General features: G+C 66.8%; 12 protein-coding genes. All 12 read right to left on the reverse strand.

What is annotated here, in order from left to right; all coding sequences use genetic code 11:
• Positions 1–39 precede the first annotated feature (39 nt).
• Positions 40–2,949, reverse strand: a complete 2,910-nt coding sequence (locus IP69_RS15020; RefSeq protein WP_248306848.1) for an EAL domain-containing protein — start codon at positions 2,947–2,949, stop codon at positions 40–42.
• A 121-nt stretch (positions 2,950–3,070) separates the two neighbouring features.
• Positions 3,071–3,670, reverse strand: a complete 600-nt coding sequence (locus IP69_RS15025) for a GNAT family protein (protein ID WP_054143646.1) — start codon at positions 3,668–3,670, stop codon at positions 3,071–3,073.
• 3 nt (positions 3,671–3,673) lie between these two features.
• Positions 3,674–5,047 (reverse strand): pitrilysin family protein, encoded by a 1,374-nt coding sequence (locus IP69_RS15030; protein ID WP_248306849.1) that lies wholly within the window; start codon positions 5,045–5,047, stop codon positions 3,674–3,676.
• Positions 5,044–6,459 (reverse strand): threonine synthase, encoded by a 1,416-nt coding sequence (gene thrC, locus IP69_RS15035; RefSeq protein WP_054143647.1) that lies wholly within the window; start codon positions 6,457–6,459, stop codon positions 5,044–5,046. Before thrC ends, IP69_RS15030 begins: the two co-directional genes overlap by 4 nt.
• Before the next feature lie 200 nt (positions 6,460–6,659).
• Positions 6,660–7,433, reverse strand: a complete 774-nt coding sequence (locus IP69_RS15040; RefSeq protein WP_054143648.1) for an SURF1 family cytochrome oxidase biogenesis protein — start codon at positions 7,431–7,433, stop codon at positions 6,660–6,662.
• The gene (locus IP69_RS15045) at positions 7,430–7,804 is read right to left on the reverse strand and encodes a DUF983 domain-containing protein (RefSeq protein WP_054143670.1); all 375 of its coding nucleotides are present in this window, start codon (positions 7,802–7,804) and stop codon (positions 7,430–7,432) included. Before IP69_RS15045 ends, IP69_RS15040 begins: the two co-directional genes overlap by 4 nt.
• Positions 7,805–7,967: 163 nt before the next feature.
• On the reverse strand, positions 7,968–8,807 hold the full coding sequence (locus IP69_RS15050) for a cytochrome c oxidase subunit 3 (RefSeq protein ID WP_054143649.1): 840 nt from the start codon (positions 8,805–8,807) through the stop codon (positions 7,968–7,970).
• A gap of 52 nt (positions 8,808–8,859) precedes the next feature.
• Entirely contained in the window at positions 8,860–9,510 is a 651-nt protein-coding gene (locus IP69_RS15055) for a cytochrome c oxidase assembly protein (RefSeq protein ID WP_054143650.1), read from the reverse strand.
• Entirely contained in the window at positions 9,510–9,683 is a 174-nt protein-coding gene (locus IP69_RS22165; RefSeq protein ID WP_197279895.1) for a hypothetical protein, read from the reverse strand. Before IP69_RS22165 ends, IP69_RS15055 begins: the two co-directional genes overlap by 1 nt.
• Entirely contained in the window at positions 9,680–10,627 is a 948-nt protein-coding gene (locus IP69_RS15060) for a heme o synthase (RefSeq protein WP_054143651.1), read from the reverse strand. The genes IP69_RS22165 and IP69_RS15060 overlap by 4 nt, the downstream gene beginning before the upstream one ends.
• 150 nt (positions 10,628–10,777) lie before the next feature.
• On the reverse strand, positions 10,778–12,409 hold the full coding sequence (ctaD, locus tag IP69_RS15065; protein WP_054143671.1) for a cytochrome c oxidase subunit I: 1,632 nt from the start codon (positions 12,407–12,409) through the stop codon (positions 10,778–10,780).
• An 85-nt stretch (positions 12,410–12,494) separates the two neighbouring features.
• Positions 12,495–13,280, reverse strand: a complete 786-nt coding sequence (gene coxB / locus IP69_RS15070; RefSeq protein WP_248306850.1) for a cytochrome c oxidase subunit II — start codon at positions 13,278–13,280, stop codon at positions 12,495–12,497.
• Between the last annotated feature and the right edge of the window lie 265 nt (positions 13,281–13,545).

Below are 13,545 nucleotides of genomic sequence, written 5' to 3' on the forward strand. Positions count from 1 at the left end.
GGTGGCTGAGGGCCACTGACTCCGCGCCTGAGCGCCCGCTCAAGCCGCCTCGCTGGCACTCGCCGCCGCCGCGCCCATCAGCCTCCGCGCCTCGGCGGCGCTCATCGGCTGGCCGAAGATGTAGCCCTGCGCATATTGGCAGCCGAGCTGGTAGAGCTCGATGGCGTCCGACTCCGTCTCGGCGCCCTCCGCAACCACATCCATGCGCAGATCGGCCGCGAGCTGGACGATCGAGCGCAGGATCACCGGCGGCTTGCCGTTGCCCATCTGGCGCACGAAGCTCTGGTCGACCTTGATCGTATCGAAGGGGAAGCGCTGCAGGTAGGACAGCGAGGAATAGCCCGTGCCGAAATCGTCGAGCGATAGGCCGGCGCCGAGATCGCGGATGCGCGAGAGCATCTGCGCGGCATATTCCGGGTTCTCCATCACCAGGCTTTCGGTGATCTCGAGCTTCAGCGTGCCGGGCAGGATGCGCCGCCGCGCCAGCACGGTCTTCACATCATGCAGCAGATCGTGCCGCAGCAACTGCCGGCTGGAGACGTTGACGCTGGCGAAGATCGGCGGGTCGACTTCCAGCGCCGCCTGCCAGGCTTCGAGTTCGCGGGCCGTGCGGTCCATCACATAGACGCCGAGATCGACGATCAGCCCGGTCTCCTCGGCGATGGAGAGGAAATCCTGCGGCATCAGCCGCCCCTCGCGCGGATGGTCCCAGCGCACCAGCGCCTCGAAGCCGGCGATGGTGCGGTCTTCCAGCCGCACGATCGGCTGGTACATCACCTGGATCTCGCCGCGTTCGATCGCGCGCCGCAGATCGCTTTCGAGTGCCAGCCGGTCATTGCGGTCGGTCCGCATCGCCGGCACGAAGACCTCGATCTTGTTGCCGCCCTGGCGCTTGGCATGGGCCATGGCGAGTTCGGCATTCTTCAGCGCATCGTCCTTGCGCGCCGCCGGTGCCGGGTCGAACAGGGCCAGCCCCACCGAGGGCGTCAGCAGGATCTCGCGCTCGGCGAAGGTGATCGGGGTCGAGACGGCGCGGCGCACGAGTTCAGCCAGCGCCAGGATGCGCTCGGGGTCGCGCTCGGAGACCAGGATCATCGCGAAGGTGTCGCCGCCGATCCGGGCCAGCGTGTCCTGCGCCCGCAGCAGCCGGCCGAGGCGGCGCGCCAGCGTCAGCAGGATCGAATCCCCGGCCGAGAAGCCGACCGATTCATTGACCTGCTTGAACCGGTCGATGTCGATCACTAGCACGGTGGGACGGATGCTCTCATCGGCGCGGGTGAAGCCGAAGACGGCGATGAGCCTGTCCTGGAACAGCTTGCGGTTGGGCAGGCCGGTCAGATTGTCGTGGACGGCGTCATGCAGCATGCGCTCCTGCGCCGTGCGCTGCTCGGTGACGTCCGACAGCGTGCCGATGACGCGGATGACCTCGCCATCGGAGCCGATCACCGGGCGCGCCTTGAGGTTGAACCAGTGGTAATTGCCGCCGGCCGCCCGCAGGCGCAGATCGAGGCTGAGCTTGCCGCGCCGCTGCTCCAGCACGGCGTCGAGCGAGACGCGGTAGCGGTCGCGATCGGCGACATGCATGTGCTCGAACCAGCGCGAGGCCGAGCCCTCCAACGCGCCACGTGGCAGCCCCAGCAGCGTCTCGATCTGCGGCGAGACGAAGATCTTGTCGGCGCTGACATCCCAGTCGAAGACGAGGTCGCCCGAGCCCGACAGGGCCAGCGCCCGGCGCTCGGTATCCGAAACCAGCCCCTGCGACAGGCCGCTGCCGGCAAAGGCATGCTGGATCACGGTGAAGCCGATCAGCAGCACGATCAGCACCAGCCCGCCGAGCAGCGCCGGAGCCACGAGGTCACGCTGGAACTGCCCGGTGATCGTGAAGCCCGCCGCCGTGACCCAGACCGCCAGCAGGAACCAGGTCGGGATCAGCATCACGGCGCGTTCATAGCCATGCGTGGCCAGATGCAGGATCAGCACGAAACCGACCGCCGCCACCGCCGCAATCGAGATGCGCGCGATGCCAGACGCCATCGGCGCATCGAAGACGGCAAGCCCGACCAGCGCGGCGAGCCCCAGCATCCAGACGATGGTGACGTGGCTGTAGCGCACATGCCAGCGCGCCAGGTTGAGATAGGCGAACAGGAACACCAGCAGCGTCGCCGCCAGCACCACCTCGGCACCGGCGCGGTAGATCCGCTCGATCGCCGGCGTCAGCGGGAAGATGCGCTGGAAGAAGCCGAAATCCAGCCCGGCATAGGCGAGCACAGCCCAGGCCAACGCGGCGGCGGCGGGGAAGATCACCGCGCCCTTGACCACGAAGATGATCGTCAAAAACAGCGCCAGCAGTCCGGCGATCCCGATGATGATGCCCTTGTAGAGCGTCAGCCCGTTGGTCTTCTGGCGATAGGCTTCCTGCTCGTAGAGGTAGAGCTGCGGCAGGTTGGGCGATTTCAGCTCGGCGACGAAGGTCACCGTGGTGCCCGGGTCGAGCGTGATCAGGAAGACGTCGGCGTCGGGGCTAGCCTCCCGCTCGGGACTTAGGCCCTGGCTTGCGGTCACGGCCTCGATGCGGCTGTCGCCGAGATCGGGCCAGATCACGCCCGAGCCAATCAGCCGGTGGAACGGCGCAACCAGCAGCCGGTCGATCTGCTCGTCGGAATCATTGGTGAGCGCGAACACGATCCAGTCCGGCCGCGCGCCGGATTCGCGCGCCCTGACCGCAATGCGGCGCACGATGCCATCGGGGCCAGGCGCGGTCGAGATCTGGATGACGTCGCCGTCGGATCGGTTGCGTTCGACCACATTGGTCAGGTCGAGCACGGCGGCATCGACGGGCACGCGCACGGCCTCGACCGCGACTGCGGGGCCGGCCGCCGCGAGGACGAGCCAAAGCGCCAGCCCGACAAGGCTCAGGCCGAACCGGCTGACGCGGTCGGAGAGGCGCAACCTGCGCTCTGATCTGGGGCGGGAAATCATCATATCTTTATCGGCGTCAGTCCTATCGGCGGCACGTGGCAAGGGCAAGGCGCTGACCCGTCTCGCGGGGTGGCCATGCACCGTCCTTGAGTCACCGCGCCTCGCCGGGCAGCTTGTCGCTCGCCAGCGCCGCGTAGAGCAGATGGTCGGCCCAGGATCCGTTGATCCGCAGATAGGACCGCGCCACGCCCTCCGGCTGGAAGCCGACCCGCTCGAGCAGCCGGCGGGAGGGGGCGTTGTCGGGCAGGCAGGCCGCCTCGACCCGGTGCAGCGCCAGTTCCTGGAAGGAGAAGCGCAGCGCGCCACGCACCGCCTCGCTCATATGGCCCTTGCCGGCATGGCGCGCGCCCATCCAGTAACCCAGCGTGCAGGCCTGCGCGACACCGCGCCGGACGAGCCCAAGCGTCAGCCCGCCCAGCAGCGTTTCGGTGCGCGCGTCGAGGATGAACAGGGAATAGGCTTCGTCGGCGGCGATCTCGCGGGCGGCGCGCTTGACCCGCAGGCGAAACGAGGTTCGCGTCAGATCGTCCTCGTTCCAGGTCGGCTCCCAGGGCGTCAGGAAGCTTCGGCTCTCCATCCGCAGCACGGACCAGGCGGCATAGTCGCTGGCCTGCGGCGCGCGCAGAATCAGATGCTGGGTCCGGACCAGCGGGCGGCTCGGCGGCTCTGTCGAGAAGCGAAACAGCGCCATTGGCTAATCCGCCGATCGCGCCGCATGTTTTAGCCGCTTGGCCGGCGGCAGGCCCTGCAGGGGGCCGACCGCCGCGATCGTTGGCTGGTGGCCGAGCAGCGAACGCCCCGCCGCGCGGACATCCTCCAGCGTCACGGCATCGAGCCGTGCCGCCAGTTCCTCGCGCGGGATCGCCCGCCCGAACAGCAGCACCTGGCGGGCCATCTGCTCGAGCTTGCCGCCGGGGCTCTCCAGCGAGGCCAGCAGGCCGACCTTCATCTGGGCCCGGGCGCGGGCGACCTCCGCCTCGCTGGTGTCCTCCGCGGCCTGGCGCAGGCAGGAAAGCGCAACCTCGATCAATTCGCCGACATCCTCCGGCGCGGTGCCGGCACCGATGCCGAAGACGCCGCAATCCGAGAAGGGCCAGTGGAAGGCATCGACGGCATAGGCAAGCCCGCGCTTCTCGCGCACCTCCTGGAACAGCCGCGACGACAATCCGCCGCCCAGCACCGAGGAGAAAATCTGCAGCGGGTAATGCGCACCGTCCTTGAAGGCCTGGCCGGGGAAGCCGAGCACGAGATGAACCTGCTCCTCGTCACTGCCGATCCGGGCTTCGCCGCCGCGATACTCTCCGTCCTCGCGCAGTGGCTGCACGGCCGGGCTTGGCGGCAGCGCGGAGAGATGAATCTCGGCGAGCTTGACCAGTTCGTCATGGTCGACGGCACCAGAGGCCGCCAGCACCATGTTGCCGGCGTGGTAGTTGCGGGCGAGATAGGCGCGGATCGCATCGGGGGTGAAGCTCTTGACCGTCTTGGCGGTGCCGAGAATCGGCCGGCCCAGCGGCTGGTCGGGGAAGGCCGCCTGCAGGAAGCGGTCATAGACGAGATCGTCGGGCGTATCCTGCACGGCGCCGATCTCCTGCAGGATCACGCCCTTCTCGCGCTTCAGCTCCTCTTCGGTCAGCGAGGACGCGGTCAGGATGTCGGCCAGGATATCGACCGCCAGCGGCAGGTCGGAGCCGAGCACGCGGGCGGTGTAGCAGGTGTATTCCACCGAGGTCGCGGCATTGAGATCGCCGCCGACGCTCTCGATCTCCTCGGCGATCTGGAGCGCACTGCGCCGCGCCGTGCCCTTGAAAGCCATGTGCTCGAGCAGATGCGCCAGCCCGTGCTCGTGGGGCAGCTCGTCGCGCGAGCCCGAGCCGATCCAGATGCCCAGCGAGACCGTCGCCGCATGCGCCATGTGCTGCGAGACGACCCGCAGGCCCGATGGCAAAACGGTAAGCCCGACATCGGGATCATGCGCGCCGCGCACGCCGCTGGCGGCAACCTCTGCCGCCTCGGCGGGCCCCGTCGCGCTCATCTTCGCCTGCATCCCTGTTCTCGTTTTCACACTCATGCCGCCGCGCTCCGCACCGCCCGGGCCTTGGCCCGGACGAAGGCCTCAATGGCGTTCTGGTCGTTGGGCAGCGAGGAGAACCGCTCCTGCCGCTCCATCAGATCGGCGAGATGGACCGGCAAGGCCGGCGTCTCGCCGCTGGCGAGCTTGACCGCAGCCGGGAACTTGGCCGGGTGGGCGGTGCCGAGCACGACCATCGGCGTCGCCGGATCCTTGAGCAGCCCGCCGCGCGCCGCCACCACGCCGACTGCCGTATGCGGATCAAGCAGATAGCCGGCCTCCCGCCAGGTCCGGCCGATCTCGGCCGAGGTCGCCGCCTCGTCGATGCCGACGGCGTCGAACTCGGCGCGGATCGCTGCCAGCGGCCCCTCCGCGATCTCGAAGCGCCCTGATTGCTGCAGCGACTGCATCAGCCGGCGCACGGCGGCGCCGTCGCGGCCGTGTGCCTCGAACAGCAGCCGCTCGAAATTCGATGAGATCTGGATGTCCATCGAGGGCGAGGTCGTGGCATGCACGCCCTTCATCTCGTAGACGCCGGTGGCGAGCGTGCGCGCCAGGATGTCGTTGCTGTTGGTGCCGATCAGCAGGCGCTCGATCGGCAGCCCCATGCGCTTGGCGACATATCCGGCCAGCACATCGCCGAAATTTCCCGTCGGCACGGCAAACGACACCTTCCGGTCGGGCGCGCCCAGCGAGACGGCGGCGGTGAAATAATACACCACCTGCGCCGCGATGCGGGCCCAGTTGATCGAGTTCACGCCCGACAGGCCGATCTCGTCGCGGAAGGCATGGTGGTTGAACAACGCCTTCACCAGGTTCTGGCAATCGTCGAAGGTGCCATCGACCGCGACCGCATGGACGTTGTCGGCCTCGACCGTCGTCATCTGCCGGCGCTGCACGTCGGAGACGCGGCCCTGCGGGTAGAGGATGAAGATGTCCACCCGCTCCAGCCCCTTGAAGGCGTCAATCGCGGCGCCGCCGGTGTCACCGGAGGTCGCGCCGACGATGGTGGCGCGCTCGCCGCGCAGCTTCAGGACATGGTCCATCAGCCGCCCGAGCAGCTGCATCGCCACATCCTTGAAGGCGAGCGTCGGGCCGTGGAACAGCTCCAGCACGAAGAGATTGTCGCCGATCTGGTTCAGCGGGCAGACGGCCGGGTGCCGGAAGGTCGCATAGGCCTCCGCGATCATCGCAGACAGCGCCGACCCCTCGACATCGCCATCCGCCAGCGCGCCGATGACCCGCTCCGCCACCTGCGCATAGCTCTGGCCAGAAAAGCCGGCGATTTCGTCCGGCGTCAGCGCAGGCCAGCTCTCGGGCACATAAAGCCCGCCATCGCGGGCGAGCCCGGCGAGAAGCGCATCGGAGAAGGAGAGGGCGGGAGCCTCCCCGCGGGTCGAGATATGCAGCACGGCGTCTTGTCTCGGTGATCGGGGCAGGGCGTGATGGTGGGGAAGCTATAGGCCCGTGGGGCGGCGAGGGCAAAGCATTGAACACGGCTGAAGCCCATCAGTTCACGCGACGCAGGCTCAACCCACACCGTCATCCCGGCCTGCGCGGCTTCGCCGCTTGGCCCGGATGACGGCCGAAGGGATGACCCGCTCCATCCGCCTCAAACCGTCTCGCCTTTCCGCCGCCCCTGCCAGGCGAAGGCCACGAACACCCCGATCAGCGTCGCCGCCAGCCCGAACCAGGTCAGCGCATAGGAGAGGTGGTTGTCGGGAATACGCGCGATCAGCTCCTTGGCGTCGACGCCGGCCGGGGGCGTCAGCCCGTCGCCCTGGCGCTCGGCCTCAAGGTAAAAGGGGGCTGCCGGCCCGATGCCCAGCGAGGCGGCGATGGCGGCCGGATCGCGCGTGTAGAACTCGCGATTGGCGGGCAGGTCGTCCGGGGTGAAGGAGCCGCGGCCTTCTGGCGCGCGCAGGAAGCCGGTGACAGTCGCAGCGCCTGAGGCCGGCTTGATCTCGCCCAGCCTTCCCTCCGGCACGAAGCCGCGATTGACCAGGATGACGCCGCCATCGTCGAGCCTAAACCCCTGGAAGATCCAGCGGCCGAAACCCGAAAGCTGGCGGGTGCCGCGCTCGCCGGCGGCGATGGTGGTGCGGACCCCGGCGAAGGAGCCGTCGATGAAGCTGCCGCTTGCGCTGACCCGCGTCAGGTCGAGTGCGGCGGGGTCGAGCCGGGGCCAGTTCGCGGTGGCCGGCATCGCGGCGGGCGCGCCGGCCGCCTGCGCGGCGAGCCGGTCGATGAAAACGCGCTTCTCGCTCATCCGCGCGATCTGCCAGGCGCCCAACGTGCACAGGATCGCGACGCCCAGAAGCGACAACAGCGCCGGCCAGAGCAGGCGCGGCCGGGTGTGCGGGGAGGGGGCGGTGATATCGCTCACGTGTCCAGCCTGCCTTCCTGCGCCTTGTTCACAAATTGCAGCGACACCGCGAGCCCCTTCATCGGGCGCAGCAGCGCAAGGCAGACGACCACCGCCAGCGGCAGCCAGATCGCCAGATGCAGCCAGATCGGTGGCTCATAGGCGATCTCGACATAGAGCGCCGCGCCCAGCACCGAAAATCCCGCGATCAGCATGATGAACACCGCTGGCCCATCGGCCGAATCCGCGAAGCTGAAATCGAGCCCGCAGGCCTCGCAGCGCGGCCGCACCTTGAGATAACCCTGAAACAGCTGGCCTTCGCCGCAGCGTGGGCAGCGGCCCTTCAGACCGGTCGCATAGGGCGAGGGCAGGCTGGGCTGGTCGTCGGCCATGGGCGGCCTCCTGAAATGCGAAAGGCGGCCGAGGCCGCCTTGGGTCGTCATTGCGAGAGCGGAGCGACGAAGCAATCCAGGGGGCGTGAAGCTCACGGCTCTGGATTGCTTCGCTACGCTCGCAATGACGCTGGTGACCGGATGCTCAGTGCGCGCCCGACGTTCACGCAGCCCAGACATAGATCGCGGCGAAGAGGAACAGCCAGACGACGTCGACGAAGTGCCAGTACCAGGCGGCGAATTCGAAGCCGAGATGCTGGTCCGGCTTGAAATGGCCGAGATAGGCCCGGTAGAGGCAGATCGCCAGGAAGATCGTGCCGATCACCACATGCGCGCCGTGGAAGCCGGTCGCCATGAAGAAGGTCGCGCCATAGATGTGGCCGGCGAAGGCGAAGGAGGCGTGGGAATACTCGTAGACCTGACAGATCGTGAACAGCACGCCCAGGATCACGGTCAGCCACAACGCCTGCTTGAGCCCGGCGCGGTCGTTATGGATCAGCGCGTGATGGGCCCAGGTCACGGTCGTGCCCGAGGTCAGCAGGATCAGCGTGTTGAGCAGCGGCAGGTGCCAGGGGTCGAAGGTCTGGATCCCGGTCGGGGGCCAGACGCCGCCGGTGAATTCCTTGCGGGTGTAGTTGATCGCCTCGCCGGCAAACAGGCTGGCGTCGAAAAAGGCCCAGAACCAGGCAACGAAGAACATCACCTCCGAGGCGATGAACATCAGCATGCCGTAGCGATGATGCATCTGCACGACGCGGGTGTGGTGGCCCTCATGCTCGGCCTCCCGCACCACATCCATCCACCAGGCGAGGAAGGTGTAGAGCACGCCGAGCGTGCCGATGCCGAAGACGAGCGGGCCGAGCTTCATGCCCCCCACTTCCATTGCCTTCATCCACATCACGGCGCCGGTCGCCATGATCGTCGCGCTGGCCGAGCCGACGAGCGGCCACGGGCTCGGATCGACGAGGTGGTAATCGTGGTTCTTGGTGTTGGCCCCGGCCATCGTGATCAGTCTCCGCGTAGGACGTTGCAGCGCCCGTGTCCGGCGCCGCTCTTTACAGGTTCGATTGGCCCGCGTCACCCTTGCCCGCGTTGCCGCGAGCGGGACCGGTGCCAGTCTGGACCACAGGCTGCCCCGACTTCGAGGGGAAATAGGTGTAGGACAGGGTCAGCGCCCTCAACCCGTCGAGGTCCCGCCGATCGGCGATCTCGGGGTCGATATAAAACACCACCGGAGCCTCGAGGCTCTCGCCGGGCTGCAGCGTATGCTCCGTGAAGCAGAAGCACTGGATCTTGACGAAGAAGGCGGCGCCCTTGTCGGGTGCGATGTTGTAGCTGGCGATGCCGGTCGTGGGCCGGTCGGTGCGGTTGGTGATCTTGTAGAACACCGTCTTGGTCTCGCCGACGCGAAGCACGATCTCCGGGCTCTCGGCCTCGAACTTCCAGCCGAGATTGGGCGCGACATTGGCATCGAAGCGCACCGACATCGTCCGGTCGAGGATCTTGGATGCCCCTGCCGTCCCGACCATAGGCGTGCCGCCAAAGCCGGTCGCGCGGCAGAACATGTCGTAGAGCGGCACGGCGGCGAAGGACAGCCCGGTCATGCCCATCACGACGCCGACGCAGATCAGCGCCGTGCGACCGAGATTTTTGGGCCTCGGCGACACTGGCGTAGCGTTGCGGGTGGGATTGGGAGACGTTTCCATCACAGCGGCCTGTTCAGGATAGCGGGGCCAGTCTTGACCAGCGTAACCACGAAAAAGAACACGACAAGCCCGGCGAGCACCAGCGCCAGCGCGACCGAACGACGCCTGCGCCGCGCCATGTCCTCGCCGGTGAAGGCGGCCGGCGCGACAGGTGGCTTGCGGGGTTCGGTCATCCGATCACCTTCGGCAGCGCCCACATCAGGCCAAGCCCATTCTCGACCAGCAGCACGGCAAACAGCCCGAACAGATACAGGATCGAGAAGCCGAACAGGCGGTAGCAGGCCTTGGTCGCCGCCTCGCCCTCGGTCGTCCGCCAGACTTGGATGGACAGCCAGACCATGACCAGCCCGGTCGCGACCGACACGACGAGATAGGCCAGGCCGGCGAAGCCCATCAGGGCGGGAAGCACGGCCACCGGCGCCATCGCCAGCGAGTAGGCAACGATCTGCCGGCGGGTGGAGGCCGGGCCGGCGGCATTGGGCATCATCGGGATGCCCGCGCGGCCGTAGTCGGCCGCCTTGACCAGAGCCAGCGCCCAGAAATGCGGCGGGGTCCACAGGAAGATGATCGCAAACAGCACGATCGAGTGGATGCCGAGATCGCCGGTGACGACCGCCTCGCCGATCATCGGCGGGAAGGCGCCGGCCGCACCGCCGATGACGATGTTCTGCGGCGTCCAGCGCTTCAGCCACATCGAGTAAACGACGGCATAGAAGAAGATCGTGAAGGCGAGCATGGCCGCCGACAGGAGGTTCGCGACGAGCCCCAGCACGACCACCGATCCGATCGACAGCGTCAGCCCGAAGGCCAGCGCCTCGGAGGGCAGAACGCGGCCCGCCGGGATCGGGCGCTTGGCCGTGCGGCTCATCAACTCATCGATGTCGGCATCGTACCACATGTTGAGGCAGCCGGACGCACCGGCCCCCACGGCGATCGCCAGCAGCGCGGCCAATGCGATCACGGGATGGACCGCCCCAGGTGCGGTGGCCATGCCGGCCATGGCCGTGATCACCACGAGCGACATGACCCGCGGCTTGAGCAGCGCAAAGAAATCGCGGGCCTCGCCGATCGAGGTCAGCGTGGCGCCGTCGGTGCGGGTTTCGAAGGCAGCAGACATCAGCGTGTTCGTTTCGATCCTTGCAGGCGCGCGACTGGCACCTCTCGGCCTCGTGCAGCGGCTGGTGCCGCCCGTCTCCGGAACGCCCCTTGGCAGGGCGCTCGGGGGAGGGGCGGCGGCGGGCCGGTGGGCCCGCCGCCAAAATCACGTTCAGTGGTCGGAGCCGGCGATGCGCGGCAATGTCTCGAACTGGTGGAAGGGCGGCGGCGAGGACAAGGTCCACTCCAGCGTGGTCGCGCCTTCGCCCCAGGGGTTGTCGCCGGCGAGCTCCTTGCGGGAGAACGCGACATAGAGGCCGTAGAAGAAGATCAGCAGACCGGCTGCGAAGATGTAGGAGCCGATCGACGACCAGAAATGCCAGCCCGCGAAGGCATCCGGATAGTCCACATAGTGACGCGGCATGCCGGCGAGCCCGAGGAAATGCTGCGGGAAGAACAGCAGGTTGGAGCCGAAGAACGCAACCCAGAAGTGCAGCTTTCCGATCCAGTCCGGGATCACATAGCCGCTCATCTTCGGGAACCAGTAGTAGAAGCCCGCGAAGATGCCGAACACGGCGCCCAGCGACAGGACGTAGTGGAAGTGCGCCACGACGTAATAGGTTGCGTGCAGTGAGCGGTCGACGCCGGCATTGGCCAGCACGACGCCGGTCACGCCGCCGACGGTGAACAGGAAGATGAAGCCGATCGCCCACACCATCGGCGCGGTGAAGCGGATCGAGCCGCCCCACATCGTCGCGATCCAGGAGAAGATCTTGATGCCGGTGGGCACTGCGATGACCATCGTCGCGAACACGAAATAGCGCTGCGTGTTGAGCGACAGGCCGGCGGTGTACATGTGGTGCGCCCACACAATGAAGCCGACGACACCGATCGCGACCATGGCATAGGCCATCCCGAGATAGCCGAAGATCGGCTTGCGCGAGAAGGTCGAGATGATGTGGCTGATGATGCCGAAAGCCGGCAGGATCATGATGTAGACTTCCGGGTGCCCGAAGAACCAGAACAAATGCTGGTACAGGACAGGATCGCCGCCGCCCGCCGGGTCATAGAAGGTCGTGCCGAAATTGCGGTCGGTCAGCAGCATGGTGATGGCGCCCGCCAGCACCGGCAGCGCCAGCAGCAGCAGGAAGGCCGTCACCAGCACGCCCCAGGCGAACAGAGGCATCTTGTGCATGGTCATGCCAGGTGCGCGCATGTTCAGGATGGTGGTGATGAAGTTGATCGCGCCCAGGATCGAGGCCGCGCCCGCCAGATGCAGCGCGAAGATGCCGAAATCGACAGCCGGCCCGGGATGCCCGGAGGATGAGAACGGCGGGTAGATCGTCCAGCCCGTGCCGACGCCCTGCGAGCCGGGCGCGCCCTCCATGAACATCGAGGTGATCAGAAGGACGAAGGCCGCGACCGTCAGCCAGAACGAGATGTTGTTCATGCGCGGAAAGGCCATGTCCGGCGCGCCGATCATCAGCGGGACGAACCAGTTGCCGAAACCGCCGATCACGGCGGGCATGACCATGAAGAAGATCATGATCAGACCATGGCCGGTGACGAAGACGTTGTAGCTCTGGCCGTTGGCGAAGATCTGCAGGCCGGGCTGCTGCAGTTCGATCCGCATCATGATCGACAGGAAGCCGCCGACCAGACCCGCGAAGATCGCGAAGATCAGGTAGAGCGTGCCGATGTCCTTGTGGTTGGTCGACATCAGCCAGCGCCGCCACCCGGTCGGGTGAGCGTGCTCGGCGTCGTGATGTCCGTGGGCGGGAGCGTGCGGAGCCGCTGTTGCCATCGCCTTGGTCTCCTCGTGCGAAATCGCTTCGCGACAATCAGTCAAATCAGGATCGCGGGCTCAGCCCGCATGATGGAAAGAAGCGTCACTCGCCTGCGACGGCGACCTTGTCTGCCGCGCCGCCGGCACGGGCGAATTTCTGCTTCGATTCAGCCAGCCAGGCGGTGTACCGCTCTTCGCTGACGACGCGGAAGGCGATCGGCATATAGGCATGGTTTTGCCCGCAGATGAACGAGCACTGGCCGTAGAAGATGCCTTCGCGGTCTGCCTTGAACCAGGTTTCATTCAGTCGGCCAGGAATGGCATCGATCTTGATGCCGAAGGACGGCACGGTGAACTTGTGGATGACGTCGGCTGCGGTCACCTGCACGCGGACCACCTTGCCGACCGGCACCACAGCCTCGTTGTCGACCGCCAGCAGGCGTGGAGCCTCGGCTTCGGTGATCGCCTTGGAGGCGATGGCTTCGCCACGCTGCTTCTCGTCGAGCATCAGCGAATCGAAGCCGAAAGCGCCGCCCTCCTGGGCGTATTCATAGGACCAGTACCACTGCTTGCCGGTCACCTTCATGGTGATGTCGGCCTGCGGGATTTCCAGTTGCAGCTTCAGCAGGCGGAAGGAGGGGATCGCGATCACGACCAGGATCAGCACCGGAACGATCGTCCAGGCCACCTCGAGCAATGCGTTATGCGTCGTCTTCGAAGGGGTCGGATTGGCCTTCTCGTTGAAGCGCCAGGCCACATAGAGCAGCAGCCCCAGCACGAAGATCGTGATCGCGAAGATGATCACGTTCAACCAGTCGCTAAACCACCGGATATAGGCGGCCACCTCGGTGACGGCGCCCTGGAGATTCAGCTGCCAGGGGCTCGGCATGCCGGTCCCGGCCAAGACGCTGTCGGGAAGAAGCGTCGTCGCGGCGACGGCAATGGCCGACGCGGCCACGGTGGCGAGAGTCCTGCGCAGAAATCGCATCGATCCGACTTAGCTCCTCATAACGCCCCGCATGGATGCCCGACAGTTCGCGTCGTGGGGACGCTCGCCGGCGGCTTCATTCATGCACGACCCTTGCAGCCGCGAGGCCGCCTTGCTCTTCGCGATTGCGATAAATCAAAGATCACGCTTGCGCCAGAGGGGCAAT

The organism is Allobosea sp. AAP35 (assembly GCF_001295925.1).
Lineage (GTDB): Bacteria > Pseudomonadota > Alphaproteobacteria > Rhizobiales > Beijerinckiaceae > Allobosea.

Excerpts from the sequence above, each read along its gene's own strand:
- coxB (WP_248306850.1), bottom strand. The coding sequence starts at position 13,280 with ATGCCGAGCCCCTGGCAGCTGAATCTCCAGGGCGCCGTCACCGAGGTG.
- IP69_RS15030 (WP_248306849.1), bottom strand. The coding sequence starts at position 5,047 with ATGAGTGTGAAAACGAGAACAGGGATGCAGGCGAAGATGAGCGCGACG.
- ctaD (WP_054143671.1), bottom strand. The coding sequence starts at position 12,409 with ATGGCAACAGCGGCTCCGCACGCTCCCGCCCACGGACATCACGACGCC.
- IP69_RS15055 (WP_054143650.1), bottom strand. The coding sequence starts at position 9,510 with ATGGAAACGTCTCCCAATCCCACCCGCAACGCTACGCCAGTGTCGCCG.
- IP69_RS15060 (WP_054143651.1), bottom strand. The coding sequence starts at position 10,627 with ATGTCTGCTGCCTTCGAAACCCGCACCGACGGCGCCACGCTGACCTCG.
- IP69_RS15025 (WP_054143646.1), bottom strand. The coding sequence starts at position 3,670 with ATGGCGCTGTTTCGCTTCTCGACAGAGCCGCCGAGCCGCCCGCTGGTC.
- IP69_RS15050 (WP_054143649.1), bottom strand. The coding sequence starts at position 8,807 with ATGGCCGGGGCCAACACCAAGAACCACGATTACCACCTCGTCGATCCG.
- IP69_RS15045 (WP_054143670.1), bottom strand. The coding sequence starts at position 7,804 with ATGGCCGACGACCAGCCCAGCCTGCCCTCGCCCTATGCGACCGGTCTG.
- IP69_RS22165 (WP_197279895.1), bottom strand. The coding sequence starts at position 9,683 with ATGACCGAACCCCGCAAGCCACCTGTCGCGCCGGCCGCCTTCACCGGC.